At 59.8% G+C, this 26,960-nt stretch carries 21 protein-coding genes; 6 read left to right on the top strand and 15 right to left on the bottom strand.

The window, feature by feature from the left end; all coding sequences use genetic code 11:
- Positions 1 to 35: 35 nt before the first annotated feature.
- The gene (locus R3C19_22170; protein ID MEZ6063060.1) at positions 36 to 461 is read right to left on the bottom strand and encodes a VanZ family protein; all 426 of its coding nucleotides are present in this window, start codon (positions 459 to 461) and stop codon (positions 36 to 38) included.
- A gap of 589 nt (positions 462 to 1,050) precedes the next feature.
- On the opposite strand from R3C19_22170, the gene R3C19_22175 reads away from it, so the two are divergent.
- Positions 1,051 to 8,112: a hypothetical protein gene (locus R3C19_22175; GenBank protein ID MEZ6063061.1), complete on the top strand. Its 7,062-nt coding sequence runs from the start codon at positions 1,051 to 1,053 to the stop codon at positions 8,110 to 8,112.
- Between the two features lie 395 nt (positions 8,113 to 8,507).
- On the opposite strand, the gene R3C19_22180 is transcribed toward R3C19_22175, so the two are convergent.
- The 3 genes from R3C19_22180 to R3C19_22190 form a co-directional block, all read right to left on the bottom strand.
- On the bottom strand, positions 8,508 to 10,739 hold the full coding sequence (locus R3C19_22180) for a hypothetical protein (protein MEZ6063062.1): 2,232 nt from the start codon (positions 10,737 to 10,739) through the stop codon (positions 8,508 to 8,510).
- Between the two features lie 174 nt (positions 10,740 to 10,913).
- Positions 10,914 to 11,900 (bottom strand): DUF1080 domain-containing protein, encoded by a 987-nt coding sequence (locus R3C19_22185; protein MEZ6063063.1) that lies wholly within the window; start codon positions 11,898 to 11,900, stop codon positions 10,914 to 10,916.
- Positions 11,901 to 12,043: 143 nt separating this feature from the next.
- Complete coding sequence (locus tag R3C19_22190; GenBank protein MEZ6063064.1) at positions 12,044 to 12,616, bottom strand: hypothetical protein; 573 nt, start codon at positions 12,614 to 12,616, stop codon at positions 12,044 to 12,046.
- A gap of 244 nt (positions 12,617 to 12,860) precedes the next feature.
- Here R3C19_22190 and R3C19_22195 point away from each other — a divergent pair, with 244 nt between their 5' ends.
- Positions 12,861 to 13,673, top strand: coding sequence for an SDR family NAD(P)-dependent oxidoreductase (locus R3C19_22195; protein MEZ6063065.1), 813 nt, complete (start codon positions 12,861 to 12,863; stop codon positions 13,671 to 13,673).
- A gap of 722 nt (positions 13,674 to 14,395) precedes the next feature.
- Here the strand turns inward: R3C19_22195 and R3C19_22200 are convergent.
- Together R3C19_22200 and frr are read right to left on the bottom strand one after the other, a co-directional pair.
- Positions 14,396 to 15,511 (bottom strand): Gfo/Idh/MocA family oxidoreductase, encoded by a 1,116-nt coding sequence (locus R3C19_22200; protein MEZ6063066.1) that lies wholly within the window; start codon positions 15,509 to 15,511, stop codon positions 14,396 to 14,398.
- 92 nt (positions 15,512 to 15,603) lie between these two features.
- Positions 15,604 to 16,164, bottom strand: a complete 561-nt coding sequence (frr, locus tag R3C19_22205) for a ribosome recycling factor (protein ID MEZ6063067.1) — start codon at positions 16,162 to 16,164, stop codon at positions 15,604 to 15,606.
- A gap of 305 nt (positions 16,165 to 16,469) precedes the next feature.
- Between frr and R3C19_22210 the strand changes: the two genes are divergently transcribed.
- The 4 genes from R3C19_22210 (at position 16,470) to R3C19_22225 (ending at position 20,633) form a co-directional block, all read left to right on the top strand.
- Positions 16,470 to 17,498: a site-2 protease family protein gene (locus R3C19_22210; protein ID MEZ6063068.1), complete on the top strand. Its 1,029-nt coding sequence runs from the start codon at positions 16,470 to 16,472 to the stop codon at positions 17,496 to 17,498.
- Positions 17,499 to 17,699: 201 nt separating this feature from the next.
- Positions 17,700 to 18,335 (top strand): hypothetical protein, encoded by a 636-nt coding sequence (locus tag R3C19_22215; GenBank protein ID MEZ6063069.1) that lies wholly within the window; start codon positions 17,700 to 17,702, stop codon positions 18,333 to 18,335.
- A 73-nt stretch (positions 18,336 to 18,408) separates the two neighbouring features.
- Complete coding sequence (locus tag R3C19_22220; protein ID MEZ6063070.1) at positions 18,409 to 19,503, top strand: prenyltransferase/squalene oxidase repeat-containing protein; 1,095 nt, start codon at positions 18,409 to 18,411, stop codon at positions 19,501 to 19,503.
- A 122-nt stretch (positions 19,504 to 19,625) separates the two neighbouring features.
- The gene (locus R3C19_22225; GenBank protein MEZ6063071.1) at positions 19,626 to 20,633 is read left to right on the top strand and encodes a calcium/sodium antiporter; all 1,008 of its coding nucleotides are present in this window, start codon (positions 19,626 to 19,628) and stop codon (positions 20,631 to 20,633) included.
- 123 nt (positions 20,634 to 20,756) lie between these two features.
- On the opposite strand, the gene R3C19_22230 is transcribed toward R3C19_22225, so the two are convergent.
- From R3C19_22230 to R3C19_22270, 9 genes are all read right to left on the bottom strand, one after another.
- Positions 20,757 to 22,286, bottom strand: coding sequence for an asparagine synthase-related protein (locus R3C19_22230; protein MEZ6063072.1), 1,530 nt, complete (start codon positions 22,284 to 22,286; stop codon positions 20,757 to 20,759).
- On the bottom strand, positions 22,277 to 22,450 hold the full coding sequence (locus R3C19_22235; GenBank protein ID MEZ6063073.1) for a hypothetical protein: 174 nt from the start codon (positions 22,448 to 22,450) through the stop codon (positions 22,277 to 22,279). Before R3C19_22235 ends, R3C19_22230 begins: the two co-directional genes overlap by 10 nt.
- Before the next feature lie 380 nt (positions 22,451 to 22,830).
- Positions 22,831 to 23,064 (bottom strand): asparagine synthase-related protein, encoded by a 234-nt coding sequence (locus tag R3C19_22240; GenBank protein MEZ6063074.1) that lies wholly within the window; start codon positions 23,062 to 23,064, stop codon positions 22,831 to 22,833.
- A gap of 192 nt (positions 23,065 to 23,256) precedes the next feature.
- Positions 23,257 to 23,769 (bottom strand): hypothetical protein, encoded by a 513-nt coding sequence (locus R3C19_22245; GenBank protein ID MEZ6063075.1) that lies wholly within the window; start codon positions 23,767 to 23,769, stop codon positions 23,257 to 23,259.
- A 215-nt stretch (positions 23,770 to 23,984) separates the two neighbouring features.
- Positions 23,985 to 24,557, bottom strand: coding sequence for a class I tRNA ligase family protein (locus tag R3C19_22250; GenBank protein ID MEZ6063076.1), 573 nt, complete (start codon positions 24,555 to 24,557; stop codon positions 23,985 to 23,987).
- A gap of 18 nt (positions 24,558 to 24,575) precedes the next feature.
- A complete protein-coding gene (locus tag R3C19_22255; protein ID MEZ6063077.1) occupies positions 24,576 to 24,683 on the bottom strand; it encodes a class I tRNA ligase family protein in 108 nt (35 codons plus the stop codon).
- A gap of 48 nt (positions 24,684 to 24,731) precedes the next feature.
- On the bottom strand, positions 24,732 to 25,382 hold the full coding sequence (locus R3C19_22260) for a hypothetical protein (GenBank protein MEZ6063078.1): 651 nt from the start codon (positions 25,380 to 25,382) through the stop codon (positions 24,732 to 24,734).
- A 37-nt stretch (positions 25,383 to 25,419) separates the two neighbouring features.
- Entirely contained in the window at positions 25,420 to 25,833 is a 414-nt protein-coding gene (locus R3C19_22265; GenBank protein MEZ6063079.1) for a class I tRNA ligase family protein, read from the bottom strand.
- Positions 25,799 to 26,938 carry a class I tRNA ligase family protein gene (locus tag R3C19_22270; GenBank protein ID MEZ6063080.1) on the bottom strand — a complete coding sequence of 380 codons (1,140 nt, stop codon included), beginning with the start codon at positions 26,936 to 26,938 and terminating at the stop codon, positions 25,799 to 25,801. The genes R3C19_22265 and R3C19_22270 overlap by 35 nt, the downstream gene beginning before the upstream one ends.
- Between the last annotated feature and the right edge of the window lie 22 nt (positions 26,939 to 26,960).

Genomic DNA, 26,960 nt, shown 5'->3' on the forward strand with positions numbered 1-26,960 from the left:
AACGTCGATGTCCCGAGTCGGGAACGAACGACATTCTACGCGGTTGCCGAAACAATGCGACTTCGCAAAAGACGAACGGTGTGCCGCGTACCAAGGACTCCCAGCGTGATTCCCGTCAGGTTCGCCACAGCGTCCAGAGGATCCGCCGTCCGGCCGGGAACGGAAGCCTGAAGAATCTCCGTGCCGACCGCGTGCAGGCAGAGAATCGCCACGACAAGGTTTCTGACTCGCCGGTCGCGGGAGTCCGCAACCAGGCCGAAACACGTCGCGGAAAACACCGTGTAGACGCCCAGATGCAGCACCAGATCGTCGAATCCGGCGACAACCTGCAGAGGCCCGCCTTTCACAACCGCGAACGGATCCGGGGTCAGCAGCGCCCAGGAAACCACAGCCAGCATCAGAAAGCAGGCGGCAGCGTGAAGCGAACGAACGGAAGGTGATTTGACGTCGAGCGGGCTCATGGTGCGATAACGGAAGCCTGGCCGAACGCGGTTCATTCCGCGCATCAGCGTTGGTTCAGCGATCGCGTCCTGTCGCTCGCGTGAGGTGATTTTTCAAAACTAGTTTCCGGCGGTGATCTCCACAAACCCGGCTGAGGCTGTTGTGGCGAAAATTCACGTTCGGTGATTTTTGTCCCGGCACAACCGTCAGAAATCTCAGTTGAAGGGTCACCGGAAGAGTCCGCAGGATTGTTCGGCGGAAGGGCGCTGATGGGAAGCAGAATCTGTGAATTCGCTTCCTTCGCGCGCGTCGGACCGATCCGCATTCTCGGCACAAGCTGTCCGCGAAAGCCGCGCATACGTCGCGGGACACATTCTCGGACCAGAATATTCGTTATGCCAACAGCTTCGAAGAAGCGGATTTGGACGGAATTGCTTTCCTGGGCTATGTAGTTCACCAGGTTGCCAAATTCCCACATTCGATGCATCACAGTGCAACCGGAATTCCCGGTTGTAGGCCGCCGACGCGAGTTCGGCTTCCGTTTGTCGACAACAAGTGTCGCTGGTTGACCGCCCACGGGGGGTGAACAACCGGCGAACGGAGAACGTTATGCCCTCACTCTCACATGCCACCAATTCGGCAACGGACGCCGCGTGCCCGCCGATTCTGCAGCCGGTCTGGGACGCCAATCTTGAGCCGTTCCGGATTCCCGGCGACGGTCGTTTTTCCTGCGGCAGCGGTGCGTCCTGCGATTTCCAGGCACGGCTGAACGGCGTGCGGGAAACGCACTGTCACCTGCAGTTTCGCCACGGAGTCCTGACGGTCGCGTCCGGAGGAAACCAGGTCTGGGTCAACGATATTCCGGTTTCCGCCACTGCGCGACTGCTGCCCGGTGACCTGCTGGCGCTCGGCCCGGCGACGTTTCGCGTGGACCGCGGCAGACTGCCGCATATCGATCCCCGCGAAATCACCGAACACTTTACTTCCGAAGCAGTTCAGGCAACCGAGTCAACGCCGGCTCACGTGCGCGACGCGCTGCGCCTGCATTTGCGCGAACTCGAACAACGACTCGCCGAAGCCGAAGCTGCCGCGCGCGACGCTGCCTACAGAGTCGCTCGCCCGACATCGCCGGTCGAAAAAGCTGTCGCGCCAGAGCCGCAGGAGTCTGCCGAACGATCCGTTCCGACCCCCGTTCCTGACGCTCCGCTGGTGGTAACGACGAACAGCGCTGCTGCCGTTTCCTCGCCGCAATCGCCCGCGCCGCCGGTTTGCGCGGCGCCGGTTTCCGCATCGCAGATGCTCTCGGCACCCGTCTCGGCAGTGCCGTTGACAAGCGGTTTGGCAGGGGAACAACGACACACTGAAGATCCTGTCGTCGCAACGCGAGAGCCGTCGACGGAACTAACACCTTCCATTCCACAGCCGGACTTGAACCAGACGCGCAGCGAGCCAGCGCCGACGGCAGCGTTTCCGGAATTTGCCTTCGCCGCCGTACCACGGCAGGTGGTCGACCGAAGTTCCGCGTGGGACGAACTGGCACGGCAGCGGCAGCAGCAACTTGAAGAATGGGAGCTGCAACTGGAACGCCGCAACAACGATCTGGAAGCGCGGGCGATGCGACTGGCACAGCGTCAGACCAGCCTGCTGGCGTCGCAGAATGCGTTTGAACATTCGCGCGGCGAAGTGGATGCTCTGCGCGTCGTCGTCGAAGAACAAAGCGCGGCGCTGCACGAACTGCAGGCCAAGCTGAAGGTGGAACAGCAGCGGCTGGACATTCGCCGCGCGGAAGTCGAGAACTCCGAACGTCATCTTCAGACGCTGCAGTCGGAGCTGGAATCTCACCGCTGCGGATTTGAACTGCGCGTGGCGGAGATTGACCGCCGTGATGCCGAGTTGCAGGCTCTGGCCAATCGACTCAGCGAGCGTGAGCGTCAACTGGAACTTCGCGAGGCTCAGCTTGAAGACCGCGCCGCACATGCCGCCTCGATCGAAGAACGAAGCGCCGGTCTCGAAACGGAACTGGCAGCACTCGCCGATCGCGAAGCGGAGCTGGATCGTCAGGCGCAGGTTCTCAGCGAGCAGTTTGCCGCTGTCGAACAACAGGCCATCCAGCTCGAAGCAGAGAAGCAGGAACAGGACACCGCCAGCGAACGCCGCGAAGCCGAACTCACTCAGCGCGAACTGCATCTGACCGAACAAGCGCAGGATCTGACCGCGCGGCGTGACGAACTTGCGGCACAGGAACAGGAGCTGCAGGAACGAGCGGACGAACTCGCGCACCAAAAGGAAGAAGCGGAACGACAGGCGGCGATCGTTGCGAACGCGAATCTGGAAGAACGGCAGGCTGATCTCGACGCGCGAGAAACCGCTCTGGCAGAACGCGAAGCCGAATTGGAGCGTCGCTCGCAGGAACTGGAAGCGAGAATCGAATGGGAAGACGAAGCACTGCAGCAGAAGCGGGACGACATCACTCGCGTCAATGAGGCTCAGGCCGCCGCGGAAGAAGAAGTTGCCGCCCTGCTGGTTGACGTGGAACGTCGCGAAACCGAACTGACCGACGAAAAGCAGGCTCTGGAACTGCAGAAGGATGAGTTGCAGGCGGAACGCAATCGGGTCGAGTGCGAGTCTGAATCTCTGCAGCAGCGGCGGGAGGAACTCGCCGAACTGGAAGAAGCACTGCGCGCCGAGCGCGAACAGTTCGAGCAGGAGGCTCAGTCCCTGCGGCAGCAGCAGGAAGCATTGTCGTCGGAACGTGACGCCTTCAGCGACCAGACGGAACAAACTCTGGCGGTGATCGACGAACGCTGCGCCGCTGCTGACGCTCGCGAAACGGAACTGAATGATCGCGAAGAAGCGATCCGGCTGGAACGCGATCAGTTGCAGGAAGACACGCAGGCACTGCAGGTCCGGAACGATGAATTCTCCGCGGCGCGGGAAGCGTTCGAAGCCGAGCAGACTCAGGCTACAGAAGCACTCAGCGAACGGCTTGCGACTGCGGACGCTCGCGAAACGGAACTCAGCGAACGCGAACAATCGCTGAACGCCGAACGCGAAGACCTTGACCGTGAACTGAATTCACTGCAGGAACTGACTCAGGAATTGTCGGTCGAACGTTCCGCTTTCGAGGCTAAGACGGCGCAGGAGCAGACCGGACTCGACGAACGCGCAGCGGAACTGGACGCTCGTGACGTCGAACTGTCCGATCGCGATGCGGAGATCCGGGAACGCGAAGCGGAACTCAACGAACGCGAACAGTCGCTGCAACTGGAGCGTGACGAGTTCCAGCAGGAAGCTCAGTCATTGCTGCAGCAGCGCGACGAACTGACATCTCTGGCTGAAGAACGTGAAGTGGCCGAAGCGGAACTCGCCGGGCGGCAGGCGGAACTCGATGATCGCACAGCAGTCGCCGAAGCGCAGGAAGCCGATCTGCGCGAACGTGAAGAAGCGGTCCGGCTGGAACGGGAACTGCTGAACGAGGAATCCGAATCACTGCAAAAGCAGCGAGCCGACGTCGACGCATTATTCGCCGAATGCGAAGTGACCGACGAAGAACTCGCGCAGCGGCGTGCCGAACTGGACGAACTGGCGGCCGACATCGAAGATCGCGAATCCCGGCTTGTGGAACAGGAAGAAGCAGGCCGTGCAGATCGTGCGAAACTGGATGAAGAACTGAACGCCTTCCAGCAGCGATCAGAAGCCCTGGCAGCGAAGGAAGCGGAATGTGCTGAAATTCGCGCCGACCTGGCTCAGCAGCGAGCGGACCTGGAAGAGCGCATCATCGATGCTGACGTTCGTGACGGCATTCTGACCGAACGCGAAGAATCTCTGCTGGCGGAACGACGCTGTGTTGACGAAGAGTCCGCGTCACTGCAGCAGCAGCGGGAAGAGCTGGCGGAGTTGTCCGCTGATCGCGAAGTCACCGCCGCCGAGCTGACTCAGAAACTTGCCACGCTGTACGAGCGCGATGCCATGCTGGATGTCCGCGAAACGGAACTGGCACAGCGGGAAAAGACGCTCAAGACGGATCGTTTGCAGCTCGACGGCGAGATGCAGATGTGCGAACTGCGGTCACAGGAACTTGATGCTCAGGATGCGGAACGTGACGAACTGCAGGCCGATGTCCTGCGCCGACAGGCAGAACTGCAGGAACGTGCCGCAGATGCCGATCGCCGGGAATCGGAGCTGAACGCTCAGATCGCCGCAGCGGAAAGCCGCGACAGCGATTTGAACGAACGGCAGACGGTTCTCGAAACTCGCGAACGCGAACTGTCCGAACAGCAGGAATTGATTCGCACCGAACGCGAACGTCTGGACGAAGAAACTCAGTCACTGCACCAGCGACAGGAGGAACTCGACACGTTTGCCGCTGACTGCGAAGCCACCGACGCCGAACTCGCCGCGCAACGCACGGAACTCGACGAAAAGACTTCCGCGGCGAATGCACGCGAAGCGGAACTCCGCGAACTCGAAGAGTCACTGAGCGCTGAACGAGAACGGATCAGTCAGGAATCAGCCTCACTTCAGCAGCGGTCTGACGAACTGGAAACTCGCTGGAACGAACGAGAAACCGCCGAAGCGGAACTCTCGCGACAGCGTTCTGAACTGGCAGAGCGCGGTGCTGCATTCGACGCACGCGAAGAGGAGCTTGCCGGCCGCGAGGAAGCTCTGCGGACCGAACGCGAACAACTCGATCAGAACGCGGAAACGCTGCTTCAGCGAACGCAGGAACTGGATACGAAAGCGGCCGAGTGCGACGCGATCGAAAGTGAACTGGCTCGACTGCGCAGCGAACTGGATGAACGATCTGCCGCCGCGGAAGCTCGCGACAACGAACTGGCGGAACGCGAAGCGTCACTTCGCGCGGAGCGCGAACACGTTGACGACGAAGCCGCATCTCTGAAACAGCGATCCGAAGAGCTGGCTGTCTGGGCCGCAGAACGGGAGTCCGGAAACGCGGAACTTCAGCAGCTCCGAAGTCACCTGAACGAACGCGTCGCAGCGGTCGAGCAGCAGGATGCTGACCTGTCGCGGCGCGAAGAAGAACTTCAGTCGGAACGTACTCGACTGGAGCAGGAAGCCGAATCGCTGCAGCAGCGTTCCGAGGAACTCGACGCGAAAACCGCTGAACACGCGGCCGCGGACGAAGAACTGACCCGGCTGCGCGGCGAACTTGAGGATCGCAGAGCATCCGTCGAGACGCATGCAGCGGAACTGACTGAGCGGGAAGCATCACTGTCCGACGAGCGTGAGCGGCTGGCTGCGGAAGCTCAGTCACTGCAGCAGCGGTCCGAGGAGCTGGATTCCCGCTGTGCCGAATGCGACGCAGCCGACGTTTCTCTCGACCAGCAGCGGACTGAACTTGAAGATCGCGCCGCGGAACTCGATTCCCGGGATGGCGAACTTGCGGTTCGCGAAGAGGTTCTGCGAGTCGAGCGTGAACGTCTGGACGACGAAGCCCGTTCCGTCCGGCAATTGCGGGAAGAATACGATGCCCTGTCGGTTGATCGTGAAACGTTCGACCAGGAAATGTCAGACAAACTGTCCGCGCTGAACGAACGCGTCGCCGCAGCCGAAGCACGCGACGCCGAACTGACGGATCGCGAAAACGCATTGCAGGCAGAACGTTCTCAGCTTGATGACGAAGCCGCTTCGCTGCGGCAGCAGATCGAGCAGTGCAGCGCCAATGCGGCGACACAGGAAGAAAGGGACGCGGCACTCGCAGCGCGGTTCGCCGACCTGGATGAACGCACGGCTGCTGTGGATGCCAGAGACGCCGAACTGACGGAACGCGAACAGTCCCTGCAGGCGGAACTGCAGCGACTTGAATTGGAAGCGCAAGCCGTACAGCAACAGCGCGACGAGCTCGTTTCGCTGGCTGCCGATCGCGTCGGTTCCGATGCCGCACTGGAAACGCTGACGTCCGAACTGGAAGCGGTTAAGTCGAAGCTTGCTGATGTGACCACAGAGCGAGATGAACTGCTGACGGCGCTCAACGAACTTCGAACGGCACTGGACAGCCTGCGGGAAGACCTGACGGAACAGCAGGAACTGAACAACTCATCCTCGGAAGACGAAGAGCGATTGCAGCGCCTGAATGAAGAACTCGAACAGCGCTCGCAACTGCTGGATCAGCGCGAGGAAGAACTCCGGGAACGCAGCCGGCTGGTCGAGAACTCGGAAACCGAGCTGGATTCTCAGCAGCGTGAGTTGCACGACGCCCGATGCCAGTTGGAACAGGCTCGAACGGACCTGCAGACTTCTCTGTCCGAACCGGCTCCGTCGATACCGGAAGAATTCTCCGACCTCGTCAATGGCGATCGGGCCAATCCCTTCGAAACCTCCTTTGCGGCTGTTGACTGGACAGATTCCGACGAGCAGCGCGAAGCATTCGAACAGGATGCCGCGTTCGAAACCGCGGGTTCACCGGCGCACATGGATGAAGTTCCCGCCGCAACTGCGGAGTTCTCCGAATTGCAGCCGGAGGACACCGGATTCGAAGCAACCGAGGCGTCATTCGATGACGAATTCCGCGCCGACAGCCATTTCGATAGCCGGGATGATGGGACGTCCACAGCGGATGCAACTTCGGGCTTTGACGCCGATGAACAGGATGAGTTCGCTGTCCCGGCCGCGTTCGAGCGATTTGATGTCAGCAACGAGACGGAGGACTTCGAACCTCAGGACGGCTTCGAAAGCTTCCGCGCCGGCGGCGCGGACACGGATGCCGGCGACTCGCAGTCTGACTTCACTCTGGCCGACGATGTTGAAAGCTATGCCGGGACCGGATCCGATGACGCGCTTCCGGCGGATGGTTCGGAAGACAATCCGGAGGGCGAAAAGAAGACCGGCACAACGGCTCTGCGATCAGAACTGGCGCAACTGTTCGGCATCACCAGCGACTCGATTCCGGTGTCCTCGATGGAGGAAGGTTCGATCGGCGGCAACACGCTTCGTGAACACGAAGCCGTTGAGATGCGATTCTCCGAAAACCAGCATCTGCTGCTGGATTCTGAGGACAGCACGGAAGAGACGGAAGAGGAAGTCGACGACGATCAGGACTTCGTCGCCAACTATATGGAACAACTGCTGGCGCGAAATCGAAGCAGTGCCGGCGGCAAGCTGCCAAGCGAGCTGTCCGGGTCGTCCCGAAAAAGACCGAAACCGCAGAATGCCTCTTTGCTGGAAGCCTACATGTCAGGCAATCTTCAGCTTGATTCCGATGGCCAGCCAACCGGAGCGCCGGATGCATCGGTATCGGCAGCCGCTTCTGCACCGCGACCCACGCGGCCGAAACAGAAGATCGATCCGAAGGCCCTGCGCGCGAACATGAATTCGTTCCGCGAAGTGTCAGCTCAATCGGTGGAAAAGGCGCTGGCATCCCACGCCAAAAAGAAACAGCAGAATGCACTGCTGCTGCGTCAGGTGCTGCTGATCAGTCTGTGCATCGGCACCATTCTGATCATTGGCGCTCGAATTGCCGGAGTCATCGACTCCGTGCTGGCCCCGTTGCTGATGGTGGCTGCCGTGGCGGCGTCGGCCGGTGAACTGTTCCGGACGAAACGCAGACTGGCCCAGGGATCGGTCGCGGCGGACTCGAAGTCACAGGTCCCAACGGACGACGCAGCAAGCACCGAAGAAGACGTTTGCGACAGCGAAGCGACAGAGGAGTAGCGAGATTGCCACGGAGCAGCGTTTCGCACGGACTGCGAAGTGATTTCCCGTAACAAACGACGAGGCTAGCGTGGTCCGATCATCGGACAGCGTCAGCCTCGTTCCGGTTTATGGATCAGTGGACGGCCACCAAACCGACCGATGCCCCGCGGTGTTTGGGTGACTTTGGCGCGGCGATCTCGCTGGCGAGAGAACGCCCGCGGCCCCGAAGGTTGAATCTGAACGACGGATGAACATTCGGGCCGGCGCGGCTGAGCCCCGGACCACGCGACCTGCCGCCGGAATCCGTATTCGGAAAGCTCCCGCTCGCTCCGCTGCGCGCGATGACGACGCGGTTGCTGTCGGTCGCTCATTTATCCTGCCTTCGCGTGAACGCGCTGCAGGTCAACAGAAGTCTACGGTGCGTGTACCAGAATTCCGTCATTGCGGCTCAGGTGCCGCTGCCACCGACGCACAGCCTCATTTCTTCGGCTGGGGTCAGCATCCGCATAGAAGCTATAGCGTTCATCGGTGATCCGCTCCAGATTGTAGATCGCCAGTTCTCGGATCGCCGCCCGGTCGCTTTCCAGCATTCCCACCAGCCATGCACTGGTGTCACGCTCTTCGGCGGCGACGCGACTGACACCTTTCAGCAGCCGCATCGCGCCTTCGATCTCGTCAACGGGAAGACGATTTTCCAGCCCTCTGGCGACCAGGACCTGATTACTTTCCTTCTGGTACATGGCTTTTCGCAGGCCGTCGATCGCCGCGCGTCGGACGTTTTCTGAATCTGACTTCAGCAGCAGTCCCAGCAACTGATCAATGTCTCGCGTCAGTGCCAGCATTCCGGCCGCAAGCTTTGCAATCTGCGGATTACGGTCACTCGTCAGGCCGGCGGCTGTCATTGACAGTGAAGTCGTCTGTGTAAAGGAATGCGACAGCCGCATACGGAGTTCTTCGAGTTCCGCGATGGGCGGGCTGGTCAGGCTGTAGATCCATTCCGGAATGACACCCAATTGGCCGGGAGGCGAGATGTTGACCGTGGAAACGGACGTTGCATCAGCGATCCATGAAATCATGCGGCCTTTGGCAATTTCCTGTGCCGGCTGATCACCCGGCAGTGCTACCAGCACACTACCTTCGGCGGAATAAACGTTGACCTGGACCAGGTTACCGATCGGCAGCCGATTGACGGCGAAGAGATCCTCATCAGCTGCCGGATCATTCGCCGGAGCAGCCGCGTCGCTCTTACCGTCCGCTGCAGCAGGTCCGCCGTCACTGCCGGTTTCGACGGCTGACGGAACGGCAATCGGAAGCAGTTGGGGCAACGGAACGACTTCCACTCCGACAACCGTGTCTTCACTCAGCAGCGTCAATTCCGTGGCGCTGTTTCCGGCAGCCAGTCGGAACGGGATCTTTTCACCAGGCTGTGCGGAGCTGGTGGGATCGCGGCGAATAACCATCCTTCCTTCCAGCAGCTCCAGACCAGCCACACCGTGACTGATTCCTCGCAGCAGCGCCGGACCCTGAGCGATGGCGGACCAGCCGGAGTCGACCGCTGCCATTGTCAGTTCGAACGGTTCGAAGACTCCTATGACATTGTGAGTGGCGACCGTTGACCAGTCGGGCGACGAAAGCGGAGCGATAGACGTCACCAGCGACCAACCGCCGGATTCAGGATTCCAAACGGCAGCCATGCTGTGCCGGTCTGTCGCTGAAAATCGGTGGGCCGGCGGAGGTTCGACTTCGGCTGGCTCAGCGGCATCGGCATCCGCAACTTCCGGTTCTTCGGCTGCTTCTGTGGGCTTTGGTTCCGCAGTGGCGACGGCTTCGTGGTCGGAGTCGGCTGCGGATGCTGCTTCGGCGTCGGAGGCACTACCGGATGTCACGACCGCTACATCGTCACCGGTCGATTCGTCGCTTGTCTTTTCGTTGCCGCCGTCAGCAGCGGTCGCAGCGTCGTCGACAGTTGCAGTGTTCTGCTGAGTGCCGCCCGCAGTGGCATCGTCAGGAGCGGCGGTATCGTCAACTGGCGCGGAACCTTCGTCAACGGAACCACCGGCGTCGGCAACCAATTCCGGCTTTGTCCCGCCGCGGAACAAATTGGAATCCGTCAGAATCAAAGCCAGCCAGCCGACAACAAGCACCGCGAGCAGCCAGACCGCGGATCGTCTCTGCCGGCCGGCGACCGGTGCCAGGGGCTTCCATTCCTCAGCATCCGTGTCGGTCGCCGCGTGCATGGCAGCAGCCGGTTCAGCTCCGCGCGCAGCGGGATGCGGGTCCAGAGCGTAGAGTCGTTCCCGGACGCGACTGTCCAGCTCGACGTTATCTTTCAGCAGTCCCAGAATCTGGTGGGACGCCGCAACTTCCGCGAGAGAAAAATCGGACGACAGAATTTCCTTTTCAATCAGTGCCACCAGTTCCGGTGTCAACTGATCGTCCAGGTACTCCGCGATCAGATTTGCGTCAATCACCTTCCGCTGAGGACCAGGTCCGGACAGCCGCCGCTTGCGGACAACGTCCTTGATACGATCCGCAAGCTCGGTGGCAAACGGGCTGGTCGTAATTTTTTGCCCAATCTCTCTGGCGTTGACGGGAGACAACCGGTCATCCAGATAGGCAAGCAGGGTTCGAAGTGTGAGTCGCATGGGCCGATACCTGTCAAACAGAATGAGAAACGCGGTTTCACATCTGTTAGTGGCGGCGGCCGCGCAATTCCGTGCAGGAATCCGGACAGAAATTCGAATTTCGCGCGAATCGCCGGCAGCTGACGAGCGTTGCTGTCAGCCGCCAGCCAGGTGATTCAGCACGAACACGAATCTCTACTTCGCGGTGAACCAGATGTTGCGATAGACGACGGGATTCCCGTGCCCCTGCAGATACAGCGCCGCCGGCCCTTCCTCTTCCGGAAACTTTCCTGGCGTGCCGTGAGGCAGTTCGATGTCGTCATGAATCAGGATGCCGTTCTGCCGGATCGTGACTCGCGCGTTGCTGACTTTCTTGCCGTCCTGCCAGCGCGCCGCAGTGAACTCGACGTCGTACGTCTGCCACGTCAGCGGAGGAAAACAGGCGTTGACGTCCGGTTTCGCGATGGAATAAATCCCGCCGCACTCATTGTTCTCACCTTCCAGCCCAAAAGAGTCCAGCACCTGGCATTCGTAGCGACCCTGCAGATAAACGCCGCTGTTTCCTCGCGCCTGACCTCGAGCCGCGGGCTTGAAGGGAGTGCGGAATTCGATGTGCATCCTGTGGTCACCCAGCTTTTCGTGACTTTCGCAGTCGGCCGCCAGCAGGTCGTCCATAACGATCCTGCCACGTTCGAATTGATCGGCAGACTTGCCGTCGAACAAGACTGTGGCTCCCGCCGGCGGCTTCGCTCCCAGCGTCGGACTCTTGCGTTCAATCCGGTTCAGCGTGCCAATCTCTGTGCCGTTGTCGAGTTTCAGGGTCGCCTTGCCGCCGGAGATCGTGGCACTGCCGTGATCGCTGACGACTGTGGTCACACCGTTTGCCGTCTGGCCGCTGGCGCGAACTTTTTCTTCGCCGGTCCAGCCCTCTCCCGGCAGACCGCCCATGTACCCGACGGCGTCAAATTTGTGGTCACCCAGAGCAATCACCTGCAGTGCGTATTTGAACTCCTGACCGTCGACGCTAAGCGTTCCCTGATACTCGCCCTGAACCGAGTAATCGGGGCCGGCCGAATTCAAGTCAGTGAACGTGCCGGCTTCTTCGTCCGCAACAACTGCAGTCAGAGGACAGAAGGCACACAACACCAACAACGCAAAGGGCAGAGAGAAGAGTCGAGTCATGGCTCACTTTCACTGGGACAGAGGTAGACCTGGCAAACGTGCCCTCCCGTGGCTGACGTCGCGAATCACGACGACGATGTGACTTTACAAATCGCGACAACAAACGGCCAGGGACCAAGGTCGTGATGACTGCCGATCCGCCATCAGCCGGCAGGCACCAGCGCGGCGGATCCCGGCTGCGCTGCGTCCGAACCCGATTGCTGCGATACGTGCGGTGAACCGTCTTCGTTGACATCCTGCCAAGACGTCACGTTCTTTCGAAACACCTGGCTGCGAATCTCATTTGACGCCGGATGCTGAACTTCCAGAAACAGATGGACTTCCAGTATCTCATATTCCGGCAGGTTCACGTGCTGGCCCGCCAGGTCCCTGATTCGCCGCAGCGTTCCGTCGATCTCCTCCTGAGCGGAACTGTCACCGGAAGTGGGATCGAACGGTACGCGCATGACGACTCGCAGAATCCTGGGACTGTTGTCGCTGATTTTTCGCTGCCCGCCGCTGACGCGCGGACTGGAGTTTTTGAATTCCGCCGCAAGTGATTTCTGAAACGGCATGAAGGGCGTGAGATGCAGTGTCCAGTAGACCCACATCGCAACGGTTGCGGCGATACCAAACAGGAACATCAGCACAACCAGCCTGCGGCCGGAAACCGATGATCCGGACGTCTGCCGGCTTTGTTCGTCACCGTTGCCGTCGTTCTGAAGCAGACTGTTCACAGGAACTTTCTGAGCCTGTCGTTCGAAAAGCGAATTGCCGGAAGCTTTGAAGCGTCGAGCTGCGCGAAGCGTGAGTGCCGGCAAGACTGCCTTGACCGGATCATCGGGAAGGCTACAGCGAATCACCGGAAACCAATGCCGATGCGGCCGGCCTTTGGCGGCGACAGACCGCCCCGAATTGTTACCATCCGCCAATCATAGGCAGTTCAATCACTTCTGTAAGCAATGGGAGGAAGGTCGCGAAATGGCGGAGCGAATGCTGGACGGAAAAGTCGCACTGGTCACCGGCTCCGGTCGCGGGCTCGGTCGAGCCTTCGCGGAACACCTGGCAAAGCTGGGCTGCAGTGTCGGTGTTCACGGAATGAGAGAACACGGACCGGCGGAATACGGCGAAGGAACCACTCTGACCGATACTGCAAGAGAAATCGGCGAAGCGCACAGTGTGAAAACCTGCCGGCTGCTCGGTGACCTGACCTGTATTGACGACGTGAATCGCATCGTGGAATCAGTGACCGCCGAACTTGGTCCGATTGATGTTCTGGTTCACAACGCCGGAGGTGACATCGCCGCGGCGGGAGGAAAACCCAATCCCAACGACGCCGTTATGATTAAGCCGGAAGATGTCCGCTCGGTGATCGATCGAAATCTGATGTCAACGATCTACGTGTGTCAGGCAACCGCGCGACAGATGATGTCCAGAAGATCCGGTCGCATTCTGACCATCAGCTCGATCTCGGGATTTCTGGGAATTCCGAACAGCGCGATCTACGCAACATCCAAGGCAGCCGTCGTGGAATATACGCGATGTCTGGCGGTGCAGCTTCGTCCCTACAACATCAATGTCAACAGCCTGGCTCCCGGTGACACGCGAACGGGTCGTTTTCTGGGAACTCGGCAGGTCGACGAAAACCGCATGGCCACACAAGGCACGCTCGATCGCATCGCTATGGTCGATGAAGTGACGCGCGTTGTCGAATTCTTCGCCGGACCGTTAGGAGATTTTGTGACCGGCCAGGTGCTGCGGGTCGACGGTGGCAGCCAGGCCTGGCCGGCATGAAAAGCGGTGACCACGAATGCGCCTGAACTTCGGCATCGGACTTTTTCCCACCGTCTGCGGATCCTGTCCGGAATTGTCCGTGTGCCGCACATTCGCCGTCTACGGTAGTGTTCAAATCTGCGTCATGCTGTTGCATTTTGCTAGCGCATAATTGAACATCGCCAATGACACTCTGGGGCGTGTGACGCAGAATCAGGCGTAGAATGTTGCAATTCTCGTCGTGCAGAATTACTCACGACCTCTGGCATGAAAACTGCAATTGTTTCATCACGCCACGGGCAGCGAGCAATGGCCCGCCTTGCTGTCTGGGCTTTGAGCGTTCCAGGGAAACCTGGAACGCTCTTTTTTTTGGTCTCTCTAGTCTTCCTTCCAGCCTTCCGAACATAGACGACTCAGCCGAATGAGACTCTTGTGGGATTCACTCCTACAAAACTCGCGCCAAAGCGGGACATTTTCTGACAGGCAAAGACGTCGGAGCGTTGCTGCACGCGAAGTCGCGATGCGTTGTGGCCACCTGGCATTCACTACAAGAGCAGGTCGTCGTCGACATCAACGCCGTCTGGCGGTGCCGTGCTGAAGCGCGCAGCTGGGGACGGAGGCTATTGCAACCCGGTTTGACCCGCTGCGATCCAGCGGGCACACAAACTCGCTGACGGATCGCGACCGCCGCTCAATTGATTCCGCAAGGGTGACGGCAGCGACGAAGCCTGCGGTGGCGAGAATCAGCGGAGTGTGAATTCCGGCAACCGGACAATCTCGCCGCCCTTCGTCGCAGATTCGTGAGCACAGATGCCCACACACGTCCAGTTAGCGCTGGTGACGGCATTGGGCCATGGGTCACGGTCTTCCACAATTGCGCTGACGAACTCGTGGACCAGATGCGGATGCGAACCACCGTGCCCGCCACCCTGAATGAAGCTCAGGTGACCGGCATCGTGAATTTCCTGCGGCTGCGTGAACTTCTGAATCTCCTTCGGCAGCAGGTGAGCGAAGTCCGGTACTTCGATCTTCTCCGGAATTTCCGGTTCCGGCTTCTTGGCGGTGTGGATGATGTGCGGCTGGTGCTCAATCAGTGTCCATTCGAAGCTTTTCTTCGTGCCGTAGACGTCAAAACTTTCGCGGTATTGCCTGGCGACGTCGTGCAGAAACCGCCAGATGTGCGCAGTCTGGTCGGTGTCCCTGATCTTGATATGACACGTTTCCACGGCGAAGCTGTTGCCGGATTTCTTTGCGATGTCGTCCCGCACTGTGCCGGAACCAAAACAACTGACGTACTCCGCCAGACCGTTTACCAGTCCCAGACACGGGCTGACCACGTGAGTCGCATAGTGCATTGGGATCATCTTTTCCCAGTAGCTGGGCCAGCCATCCATGTCCTGCGGATGTGACGCCGCAAGGTGCTGGATTCGGCCCAGTTCGCCCTTTTGGTACATGTCTTTGATGAACAGAAACTCTCGGCTGTAAACCACGGTTTCAGCCATCATGTACTTCAGGCCGGTGTCCCTGACTTTTTCGACAATCTGTCGGCATTCTTCGATGGTTGTGGCCATTGGCACGGTACACATGACGTGCTTTCCGGCATCGAGTGCCTTCAAAGACATCCATGCGTGATCGGGAATCGGGCTGTTGATGTGGACGTAGTCGACCTGCGGATCGGCCAGCACGTCGTCATAGCTGGTGTATCGTTTGTCGATTCCGAACTGATCGCCGACCGTGTTCATTTCGGCTTCGTTGCGTCGGCAGATCGCGGTGACAGTGGCATTCGGGTGAGCGTTATAGATGGGAATGAACTCGGCACCGAAGCCGAGACCGATCATCGCGACATTGACATTGGCCATGACAGTTTAGCTTTCTGATTTTCTGTATTTCGGCAGGCTGATCACTGAGTAAACCGCGGGCAAAGTGAGAACGCTTCGGCGTCGTCCGGCGACTACTGATCCATCACTTCCGTTTCCTTTGCGGCGGCTTTTCCGTTGATCGTGCCTTCGTACTTCTTCGTCAGTTCCTGAATCTGGTCCTTGACGTCATCGCGTTCGTCTTCCGACATCGACTTGTCCTTCTCCGCCTGATCTGCGTGCTTGTTGGCATCTCGCCGGATGTTTCGGATGGAAACGCGGGCTTCCTCGGACAGTTCCTTCACGCGAGCCGTCAGCTGCTTTCGCCGGTCGGTGGACAGCGGCGGGATATTCAGACGGATGACGCGGCCATCGTTGTTCGGCGCCAGGCCAAGATCGCTGTTCTGAATGGCCTTGGCGATTTCCCCGAGGCATGACGTGTCAAACGGACGAATCATGATCTGCTGCGGTTCGGGAACGCTGACGTTCGCAATCTGCTTCAGCGGCGTTTGCGATCCGTAGTAATCAACCCGGATGGAATCGACCAAGCCGGGATTGGCCCGTCCGGTGCGAATTCCCTGCAGCGACGACACCAGGTGGTCCACTGCTTTTTCCATGCGTTCTTCAGCGTCCAGCAGGATTTCATCCCTGTCCATTGCGATACACCTTCAGCTTCAGCGGGGCCGACGGACGCGGCCTGGATCAGAATCGCGAACGTGTCGATGGAAGTTCCGTTCACGGGTGGCGTGCATCGTAATAAGCCGGATGTTGCCGTCAAACGCCTGGCAACGCGGGGGTGCTGCCGCGTCGTCGATCAGGCTGCCGGTTGTGAAAAAATGCGGTGAGTTTTCGACGCGTGCGGGCTTCTCATTTTGAGTCCGGCGGACAAAGTTCGTGTGTTGCAAAAAATCAACGAACCAGCGTTTCTGTTGCCGCTTGAACACAGCTACAATCCAGCAGTATGTACGCGACCAATACCATCCTCACGTTTTCCTTCCCGCTGGGTCAGTTCGGGCCGACCCGCGTGCGAGTCAGTTTCTTGCTGCCGGTCGTGGTTCTTGCCATCATGTGGCGGCTCGGTAATGTGCCTCTGGGGCTGCTGGCCGGAGCGATTCTGATTGGCAGCGTGGTTGCTCACGAGATGGCCCATCTGCTGGTCGCGCGGGGCTGGGGCGGCGGTCCTGACACAATTCTGCTCTGGCCGCTCGGCGGTCTCCAGGAATACTCGCTGGTCGGGGACTTTCGCGTACGCGTGCAGACGATCCTTGCCGGACCGTTCGCCAATCTGGTCATTCTCGGATGCTGCTATTTCCCGCTGAACGCCGACGGTGTTCTGGATTCACTGCTGGTCCCAGTTCGCGGGTTTCCCCTGATATCGGGGGAATCCGTGGGAATGACGGCCTGCCGAATGGCATTCTTCGCGAACTGGATTCTGCTGCTGGTGAACCTGCTCCCGCTGCTGCCGTTTGACGGAGGCCTGCTGCTGCGGGCATTTCTGCGAGAACGCTTCGCCGATGTCGAAGTGCGCGACGTGATGGTTCGTCTGGGACTCGTGCTGAGTCTTTTCGGACTTCTGTCTGCGTTTGTGTTTGACGTCAGCAGCGTTGTCGCGCTGTCAGCATTTGTGCTGGTACTTCATCTGCACGAAATGGTGCGGTGGCAGGAAGTAACGGGCTACGGAGACACATTTGAAGGCTATGACTTTTCTGAGGAATACGAATACCAGGACGCCGCGCTGGACGATGACGAGTCGTTCGACCGTGAAGGCGTTGACGAAATCGCAAAAGCCAGCCAGGCCGCTCGAAGATACGTCCGGCACGAAGAAGAACGCGAACGCCGGGAATTTGAACGGCAGCAGCAGGAAGAAAAACGCGTTGACGAGATTCTTCAAAAGCTGCACGACCACGGTCGCCATGCTCTGAACGCGGCCGAACTGCGACTGCTGAAAAAGGCTGGTGATCGGTACCGCAGCCGCGGCCAGCATCATTGATGAACGGCCCGGGCCATTCGCCGTCGGTCAACAATTCAGACCGGGATGAGTGCGGCAAGTCTTCAAGTCCCGCAATGAGCCAATCGACCGTAGCCGGCAGCAAAGTAGCCGCGCCGCACGGCCGAATCGCACCAACCCGGAAGCAATTGCATCCGGCACCCGTTTCGAAAGTCGCCACAAGAAAGCCGAAAGACGTCTGTCATGTTTTGCTCGAAATCTGCTGCGTTTCCCCTCCCGATGATGGCTGCTCTGGTGTTGCTCACCGGCTGCGGCGAACAGCCACCGACCGGCGATGCGGCACCAATTCGCAGCGCCGCTGTCGATTCGGAGAAAGCGCCGAACACCGTTCCGGGTGACATTGCCGCTGATGACTCCCCCCAGACATCGCCCGGCGGTTCGCAGCGAAGCACATACGCCGGAATGAGGTTCGAGATTCCGGCCGGATGGAAGGAAGTGGAACTCAGTGCGATGCAGCGAGGTATCATCGCCGCTCGGTTCACGATGCCCGAAATCAGTCAGGATCTGACGCTGACCCTGTCGCGTTCCGGAGGATCGATTTCGGAAAACCTGGATCGCTGGCGAGGACAGGTGGAAGCTTCCGAACCGGAACGTTCGGAAACCGTCAAGGTCGCCGGCGCGGAAGCGTCACTGATCGATCTGAAGGGACGGTTCTCCGCCGGGTTCGGACGGGAGCCAGCCGACGGATTTCGTATGATCGGTGTGATTGTACCGATGGAACCGGAGCCGTATTTCATCAAGCTGACAGGACCCGTCGACGCGGTCGCTGAGATCGAGGAACCATTCCAGCAATTCCTTGAATCCGCCCGCGCGGAATAGACGTTGTCGACGCAGCGGCACTGGCCGTATCCTGCATCGAATGGAATTCATTTCCCGAATCAGGCAGGCAACCATGGTACATTCACGACGGCTCACCGCGGCGACGACACGGCACGTGCATCACATCGTTCTGCCGGCATTGCTGTGCGGAGCCTGCTTTGGACTGTCATTGTTCAGCGCAGCAGCCACGTTCGCCGCGCCCGCGGCAACCGCCGCCGACGATGAGGAGACCGACGCGGCCGTTCAAAAAGCGCTGGACTATCTGGCGTCGCAGCAGAAGCGACAGGGGTACTGGGAAGCCAACCAGGGACAGTATCGAGTCGCCATGACGGCTCTGGCCGGCACGGCGATGCTTGCCGAAGGTTCCACCACGACCACCGGCAGATACTCCCGCCCCATCAGCGACGCCGTGGATTACCTGCTGGCAATGAGCCGCCCGAACGGTCTGATCGGCTACCGCGAAGACGGACACTACACCTATGGCCACGGATTTTCGATGGTGTTTCTCAGCCAGGTGTTCGGCGAAGAAGAGGATCTTCAGAGGCGGGAGGAAATTCGCGAGGTGCTGGTGAAAGCCGTGCAGTTCTGCGCAGACGCTCAGACAAGTCGCGGCGGCTGGGGCTACGTTTCGGCGAAGGAAGGCAGCGATTTCGACGAAGGGTCGACGTGTATTACTCAGGTGCAGGGCCTGCGAGCCTGCCGAAATGCGGGCATCCCTGTTTCGAAGGAAATCATCGACCGCGCGATCAAGTACATCGACGACTGCACAACATCCAGCGGCGGAGTGCAGTACAGTATTCGAGGCGGCGGCGAGCGTCCTCCCATCACCGCCGCGGCGCTGGCAGCGCTGTTCAACGCCGGTGAATACGACACGGAACTCAGCCGAAAAATGCGGGCCTACTGCGAGGAGAATATCTGGCCGGACAAGTCGGTCAGCGCCCGCAACGGTCACTGGCACTACATGCATTTCTACTACGCTCAGGTCATTTACCGCCAGGGCGGTGACCGGTGGAGGCAGTATCGCAGGGAGATCACGGAAGAAATCCTGAAGCGAACTCAGGCCAACGGCGGCTGGTCGGACCAGCAGATTGGACCGGTTTACACGACGGCAATCAACTGCATCATCCTGCAACTTGAAAAGGGATATCTGCCGATTTACCAGCGGTGATCGGCTATAGCAATCGATGCGTTCTCGTCGCAGCCGCTGTCCATTTCCGGTTTCCGATTTCCTTCCGCTCGAACGACACGCCGCGTTTCCATGAAGTTCAGCTCACCGCGAATGCAGATTCCATGACGACGTTTGCGTTGCTGCTGGGCGGGTTCCTCGGTCTTGTCGCGGGATCCGAATTGCTTGTTCGCGGAGCGGTGCGGCTGGCTGCGGCGATGAAGATTTCGCCGCTGGTGATCGGCCTGACAATTGTGGCTTTCGGCACCAGTGCTCCGGAACTGGCGGTGTCGGTTTCCTCCGCGCTGGCCGGTCAGCCGGACCTGGCTGTCGGAAATGTCATCGGCAGTAACATCTTCAATACTCTGCTGATCCTGGGACTCAGCGCTCTGATCGTGCCGCTTGTGGTCCATCAGAAACTGATTGTGTTCGATGTTCCGATCATGGTCGGAGTTTCCATCCTGCTGCTGCTGTTCGCGCAGGATCAGCAGATCAGCCGATTCGAAGGCGCGGGGCTGTTTGCCGGAATCATTCTGTATACCGTCTGGTGTGTGATTGCCGGTCGCAGGGAATCCGCTGCGGTCCGAAAGGAATATTCCGTCGAATACAGCGATGAGACGCCCGCTTCGTCGACCGAAAGTCTGCGACACAGACTGCTGAGAATGGCGGGCTATCTGGGACTCGTGGCTGCCGGCGCGGCGCTGCTGGTGCTCGGATCGAACTGGATGGTTGAAGGTGCCGTCGAAGTCGCTCGCTGGCTGGGTGTCAGCGAGCTGGTGATCGGCCTGACGGTGATCGCCGCCGGAACCTCGCTGCCGGAAGCCGCCACATCCGTCATGGCAGCGGTGCGGAACGAACGTGATATCGCAGTGGGCAACGCGGTGGGCAGCAATCTGTTCAACATCATGAGCGTGCTGGGGCTGACGGCTGTCGTCGCCCCGAAGGGCCTGGCCGTTTCGTCGGAAGCACTGCGGTTTGATCTTCCGGTGATGGTGGTCGCCGCGATTCTGTGTGTCCCGATCTTTGTCACCGGCCGGCAGATTTCCCGCTCAAACGGCGCAGTTCTGCTGTGCGGATACGTTGTCTACGTTTCCGTGCTGGTCTTTCAGGCCACCTGGGGAACCGGCGGCTGACGTGAACCAGTCATCCGGCCGGCGTCGAGCGGCCCTCTTTCTCGTTCCGAGGTTCCAGCCTCCGCGCCCTCGTTCCGAGGCTCCAGCCTCGGAACGCACCGCCTGGAAGGCTCTGAAACGAGTTCACGTGCGCGTGATGACGCTGCCGTCGCCAATCGACTTCGGGCCAACGATGTGAGCGTGCGGGCCGATCGTGCAATTCGCTCCAATCGTGACCTGGCCTTCGATGACGCAGCCCGGTTTGACGACGGTGTCCGGTCCGATCTTGACGCCAAAGTCGATGCTGGTCTGCAGCGGATCGACGATCGTGACGCCGCTGGTCATCAGGTCGTTCAGGATTTCGCGCTGGATGTGAGCACGAACTTCCGCCAGCTGTACGCGAGTATTCACGCCGATGGCTTCTTCGATTGTCAGACTGCAGCTTGCCGCCACGTTGTCTCCTTCGTCCATCAGAATTCGCGGACAGTCGGTCAGATAGTACTCGGCCTGAACGTTGTTCGGCTTCAGTTGTCGCAGTGAACTCAGCAGTCGCGGCGTGCTGAAGGCGTAACAGCCGGTGTTGATTTCGGTGATGCGGCGCTCTTCCTCGGACGCGTCTTTCTGTTCGCGAATGCACACGAAACGGCCGGCGGAATCCCGGACGACTCGGCCAAGTCCTTCGTTGTTGGCCGTATCCGCGGTGCCGATCACACACGACGCGTTTTCCCGCTGCTGATGATCCAGCAGCGCTTTCAGCGACGAACCCCGCAGCAGCGGCGTGTCTCCGGCAAGAATCAGCGTGGAACCGTCGTGGCCATCGAGTTCCTGTTCACACATCATCACAGCATGACCGGTGCCGTTCTGCTCCTTCTGCTCGGCGAAGACGACGTCGCCGTGATGTTTCAACGCGTCCCGCACGGTGTCCGCCTTGTGTCCGACAACAACGATCAGCTTGCCGACACCGGCGTCGCGAGCCGCATCCAGCACGAATTCGATCATCAACCGACCGCAGACCGGATGCAAAACCTTCGGCAGTTCGGACTTCATGCGAGTGCTCTGCCGGCGGCCAGTATCACAGCAACGGGAGCGGTCATTTCGCGGCTTTCCTTCGATCGAGGCGTTCAGAGGTTCGATGCAGAACGGCGCGGAGGATAGCAGACGAATCTCGCGGTAAACGTGAGTCGTCGCCTCTCGGCGCGATGGAGCTACAGCCGCTGCACGTGTTGCAGCGCGAAGTCGCGCCGCGTCAGTTTCAGCGGACGTTCCTGAGTGATCCACAGCCGCCACCAGACGCCCAGCACCAGCCGCGAACAGTGCGTAGGCGTGGTCGGCTTTTCCGGACGATTGTTGCTCCAGCATCCGTTGAATCGTCGGCCAATTCAGCATTCCCGTTTGATGTGCGAAGTCTTCGGTCAGAGTTTCCCGCAGCAGCGGCTGCCAGTCACTGCTGATCCACTGTTCCAGCGGAATCAGAAATCCGGCCTTGCGACGGTCGATAATTTGGCAGGGAAGGTCCTTGCGAAGTGAATTCTTCAGAACCAGCTTGCCGCGTTTTCCGTTGCGTTTGAATTGCGGCGGAATGGACAGGCACGTTTGCACGACGTCGTTGTCCAGCAGCGGAACTCGCACTTCCAGGCCGTGAGCCATACTCATGCGATCGACCTTCACCAGCATGTCATTCGGCAGTGAAATGACGTGTCCATGTGAAGCTGCTGTTCCAGCGGAGTCAGCCACGACGGAGCATCCAGCAGCGTCGAGGCGTAGTCGTTCAGCGGATCGGAATCGGCCAGCCTCTGAAATTCCGACGTGTACAGTGACGGCCGCAGTTCCGCCGACACGATGCGACGCCAACTGCAATGATCGAACGGAAACGCCCGTTCGCGCCGGCCACGAACCGTCTCAGCAGCGACGGCAGCCCGTACTTCTTCTGAGACGCCGGCAGACGCTTCACCAGCGGAGCGATCAAGCCTCGTCGCAGAAGACCCGGCAGCCGACGATACTTCGGAGCCAGCTCGGACGCTGATACGTGTCGTAACCGCCCAGCAATTCGTCCGCTCCATCGCCCGACAGAGCCACCGTGACGTGCCGCCGAGCGAACTCGCACAGCAGGTAAACGGGAATCGCGGAATTGTCGGCGAACGGTTCTTCAGCGTGAGAGACAATTGTTTCCAGCAGCGACGCCGCGTCGGGCCGAATGGTCTGTGAATGATGCCGCGTTTCAAAATTCCGGCGACCTGTTTGGCGTACGTCGATTGTCGAAGCTGGCTTCTTCGAAACCGATCGTGAACGTGTCGACGGAAGTGGCTCCGCTGTGCTTCATGCCTCGCACGACGGCCGACGAATCCAGCCCGCCGCTCAGGAACGCTCCCAGCGGAACGTCGCTGACCATCTGGCGTTTCACCGATGAGTTGATCGACGTGTCGAGTCGCTCCGTCGCTTCCTCTTCCGTCATCGAGCGGCCGTTGTTCAGGGTACGGCAGCGAATGCCAGCGCGTGAGTTCCGGCTTTGATCCTCGCTTCACCAGCAGCGACTGCCCCGGCAGCAACTGGCGAATGCCGTCGAATCCGGTCCACGGGCGCGGGCGTGTAGCCGAACGTCAGAAAGCGATCGAGTGCTCGCCAATCCGGGCGGCGTTCGACGCTGTCATCGGCCAGGATCGCTTTGATTTCCGAACCGAAACGGATGAGCGCCGTCGTCCAGGTAGAACAGCGGTTTGATGCCGATCGAATCACGAACCAGCCACAGCGAATCCTGATCGCGGTCCCAGATCGCGAACGCAAACATTCCGTTCAGCCGCGCCGCTACTTCGCGTCCCCACTGCCGGTAGCCTTTCAGGATGACTTCTGTATCGGTGTGCGATTGGAACTGCTGACCCGCCGCTTCCAGTTCTCGTCGCAGTTCGCGGAAGTTGTAGATCTCGCCGTTGAAGACGATCCAGCAGCGCTGGTCGGAATCGCTCATCGGCTGATGGCCGGCGTCGCTGAGATCGATGATCGACAGCCGACGATGCCCCAGCAGCGTGCCCGGCGCGATCAGCAAACCACCGTCATCCGGGCCGCGGTGAGCGATGGCCTCGACCATCTTCAAGCCGACGCTTTCGTCCGGCATGGCCGTGGCGTGATCGCCGTATTCAAAGATGCCGGCGATGCCGCACATGGGGGGAACGATGGGGAATGGAGAATCGGGGAATGGAGAATGCCGCTTTCGAGGGTACCACATCCTGCGTCCAGCAGGCTGTGCGGCGAAGCCGTTGAAAGCCGGCACCGGCGAACTTACCGCACGTGCGTCACCGTTTCCAGCACCGTGTCCCAGCGTTTCCCGCCGTGCGCGACAACTTGCCTGAACGGGAAGATGTGGTACCCGTGTTTCGTTTACCGCACGACGAAGTTCACCATCCGGCCAGGCACGGCGATGACTTTCACGATGGTCCTGCCTTCGAGTTGTTTCTGAACGTTGGCGTCGGCTTCGGCAGCGGCCTGCAGAGCGGCGGCGTCCAGGCCGTTGGGGACGTGGATTTTCGCCTTCAGTTTGCCTTTGATCTGAACGGGAATTTCCACGGTGTCTTCGACCAGCAGAGCAGCGTCGTACTGCGGCCACGATTCGTAAGCCAGCGTGTTGTCGTGGTCGGCGCGTGCCAGCAGCTCTTCGGCCAGATGCGGAGCGAACGGGCTGAGCAGCAGCAGGAACGGTTCCAGTACGGACTTCGGCCGGCTGTCTTCGTGAGACATGAAATTGGTGAATTCCATCATGCGGCTGATGGCTGTGTTGAAACTCAGCTTGTCGATGTCGTCGGTGACCGCCTTGATCGTCTTGTGCAGAATGCGGCGCTGTTCGTCGGTCGGTTCGGCATCATTGACGGATGACAACAGCGTGACGTCTTCGGCTCGGTCGTCGATCATCATCCGCCAGGACTCGGCCGAGAAACCGGTAAACGCCTTCGACACCTTTCATGCTCCACGGTTTCACCCGTTCCAGCGGTCCCATAAACATTTCGTACACCGCAGCGAGTCGGCTCCGTAGTCGCGAACGACGTCGTCGGGGTTGATGACGTTGCCTCGAGACTTGGACATTTTTCGGCTTTACTGTGTTCGTCGGCTTCGCCCAGAATCATTCCCCGATTAACGAGTTTGTGGAATTGTCTGGGTGTGCTGATGGCCTCGGTCGAACAGGACCTTGTGCCAGAAGCGAGCGTACAGCAGATGCAGCACCGCGTGTTCCGCTCCGCCGATGTAGAGGTCCACCGGCATCCAGTATTTTTCGACGTCCGGATTGATGAATTCTTCGTTGTTCTTCGGATCGCAGAAGCGAAAGTACCAGCAGCTTCCGGCCCACTGAGGCATGCTGTTGGTTTCTCGCTTCAGCTTTGTGCCATCGTCGGCGGTCTGGAACAGCCAGTCCGCCGGAGCCTTCGCCAGCATCGGTTCGGGCGTGCCGGTGGGTTGGAAGTCGTCCATGTGCGGATGAGGCACGGGCAGCGATTCGACCGGTTCGGCTCGCATCAGCCCGGTCGGATTGCCGTCATCGTCGAGTTCATGCCAGATCGGAAACGGCTCGCCCCAGTACCGCTGCCGGCTGAACAGCCAGTCGCGGAGCTTGTAGTTGACGGCGGCTTTGGCGAGACCGGCTTCGTGGAGTGAATTTGTGATTTGAGATTTGAAATCTTCAGTGGTCAGGCCGTTGTAGTCGCCGGAATTGATGGCGGTGCCTTTGCCCGTGAAGGCAGAGTTTCCGAATGCTGTCGGGTGTTTGCGTAAATGTCGGGGAATCATCAAGCATACCTGACGCGACGATCTCGTCGAGTTGCTTTCAGTTTTCGAAGCTGATCAATGGGCTCGGGATCCGTCCGCGCATGTTGTTGGATTTCCGCGTCGATTCGATCGCGTTCGGATCAGCTTGTGCTATCTCCGTTTCCAGGAAGTTCTCCGCAACCACCGGTATCGGGCACACGACGCTGCGGATCTTCAGGCCGAACTTCTTCGCAAACTCCATGTCGCGATCATCATGTGCCGGGACGGCCATGATGGCTCCGGTGCCGTAGCTGATCAGGACGTAGTCGGCGATCCAGATCGGGATTTGTTCGCCGTTGACCGGGTTGATCGCGTACGAGCCCGGGAAGACGCCCGTTTTTTCCTTTGCCAGTTCCGTGCGGTCGAGGTCGCTTTTGGTCGCGGCTTTGCGGCAGTACTCACTGACTTCCTGCGCCTGAGCGGGCGTGATCAACTGGTCGACCAGCGGATGTTCCGGGAGCGATCACCATATATGTTGCGCCGTACAGCGTGTCGGGCCGCGTTGTGTACACGCGCAGGACGTCGTCGTCCGGTTTTTCCGGGAACCCGGTGTGCGCGCGGTGGCGTTTCCAGGCTTCGAATTCCGTCTGGGAGGGCGAAGCTCCTGCTGAGCCACTGCCGGTGTTGGCATTCGAATGCGCATGCGGCTCGGCGGGAGCCTCGCCCTCCCGATCGCTCCCGATAAAGAAATCGACTTCCGCACCCGTGCTCCGGCCGATCCAGTTGCGTTGCAGCAGCTTGATGCTTTCGGGCCAGTCCAGATCGTCCAGTTCGTTTGCCAGGCGGTCGGCGTACGACGTGATCTTCAGCATCCACTGCTTCAGGGGAACTCGTTCGACCGGATGGCCGCCGCGTTCGCTCTTGCCGTCGATGATTTCTTCGTTCGCCAGCACCGTGCCGAGTGCCGGACACCAGTTGACCGGAGCTTCGCTGATGTACGCCAGCCGATGAGCGTCCTGATAACGGCGAACGGCGTCCGGCCCAATAGCGAGAATGGTGTCGGGAATCGTCAGTTCTTCAATGCGGCGGCCCATGCCGGTGCGGGACTTGCCGTCGGGACCGGTCCAGGTGAATTCGGGGTCGTACCACGTGTCGAACAGTTCCAGGAAGATCCACTGAGTCCAGCGGTAGTAGTCCGGATCCGTCGTGGCGATTTCGCGAGACCAGTCGTAGCTGAATCCCAGCATCTTCAACTGGCGGCGGAACGTGTCGATGTTCTGTTCGGTCGTTTCGCGCGGGTGCGTTCCCGTCTTGACGGCATGTTCTTCGGCGGGAAGACCGAAGGCGTCCCAGCCCATCGGGTGCAGGACGTTTTTTCCATTCATCCGAGCGTAGCGGCAGACAATGTCAGTCGCCGTGTAGCCTTCCGGGTGGCCGACGTGCAGACCGCTGCCGGATGGGTACGGGAACATGTCCAGCACGTACAGTTTGTCTTTGCCGTTGGCGGGATCACCGGCCTTGAACGTGTTGTGTTCGTCCCAGAATTTCTGCCAGCGGGCTTCAATCGTCTTTGCGCGGGCAGCGTCGTATCGAGGCATCGGGTGAATCCAACGTAATGAC

The sequence above is a fragment of the Planctomycetaceae bacterium genome (genome assembly GCA_041398785.1).
Lineage (GTDB): Bacteria > Planctomycetota > Planctomycetia > Planctomycetales > Planctomycetaceae > JAWKUA01.

Coding starts and splice junctions, on each gene's coding strand:
- R3C19_22170 (MEZ6063060.1), bottom strand. CDS start 461: ATGAGCCCGCTCGACGTCAAATCACCTTCCGTTCGTTCGCTTCACGCT.
- R3C19_22175 (MEZ6063061.1), top strand. CDS start 1,051: ATGCCCTCACTCTCACATGCCACCAATTCGGCAACGGACGCCGCGTGC.
- R3C19_22180 (MEZ6063062.1), bottom strand. CDS start 10,739: ATGCGACTCACACTTCGAACCCTGCTTGCCTATCTGGATGACCGGTTG.
- R3C19_22185 (MEZ6063063.1), bottom strand. CDS start 11,900: ATGACTCGACTCTTCTCTCTGCCCTTTGCGTTGTTGGTGTTGTGTGCC.
- R3C19_22195 (MEZ6063065.1), top strand. CDS start 12,861: ATGGCGGAGCGAATGCTGGACGGAAAAGTCGCACTGGTCACCGGCTCC.
- R3C19_22200 (MEZ6063066.1), bottom strand. CDS start 15,511: ATGGCCAATGTCAATGTCGCGATGATCGGTCTCGGCTTCGGTGCCGAG.
- frr (MEZ6063067.1), bottom strand. CDS start 16,164: ATGGACAGGGATGAAATCCTGCTGGACGCTGAAGAACGCATGGAAAAA.
- R3C19_22210 (MEZ6063068.1), top strand. CDS start 16,470: ATGTACGCGACCAATACCATCCTCACGTTTTCCTTCCCGCTGGGTCAG.
- R3C19_22215 (MEZ6063069.1), top strand. CDS start 17,700: ATGTTTTGCTCGAAATCTGCTGCGTTTCCCCTCCCGATGATGGCTGCT.
- R3C19_22220 (MEZ6063070.1), top strand. CDS start 18,409: ATGGTACATTCACGACGGCTCACCGCGGCGACGACACGGCACGTGCAT.
- R3C19_22225 (MEZ6063071.1), top strand. CDS start 19,626: ATGACGACGTTTGCGTTGCTGCTGGGCGGGTTCCTCGGTCTTGTCGCG.
- R3C19_22230 (MEZ6063072.1), bottom strand. CDS start 22,286: ATGCTGGTGAAGGTCGATCGCATGAGTATGGCTCACGGCCTGGAAGTG.
- R3C19_22240 (MEZ6063074.1), bottom strand. CDS start 23,064: ATGACGGAAGAGGAAGCGACGGAGCGACTCGACACGTCGATCAACTCA.
- R3C19_22245 (MEZ6063075.1), bottom strand. CDS start 23,769: ATGTGCGGCATCGCCGGCATCTTTGAATACGGCGATCACGCCACGGCC.
- R3C19_22255 (MEZ6063077.1), bottom strand. CDS start 24,683: ATGTCCAAGTCTCGAGGCAACGTCATCAACCCCGACGACGTCGTTCGC.
- R3C19_22260 (MEZ6063078.1), bottom strand. CDS start 25,382: ATGATTCCCCGACATTTACGCAAACACCCGACAGCATTCGGAAACTCT.
- R3C19_22270 (MEZ6063080.1), bottom strand. CDS start 26,938: ATGCCTCGATACGACGCTGCCCGCGCAAAGACGATTGAAGCCCGCTGG.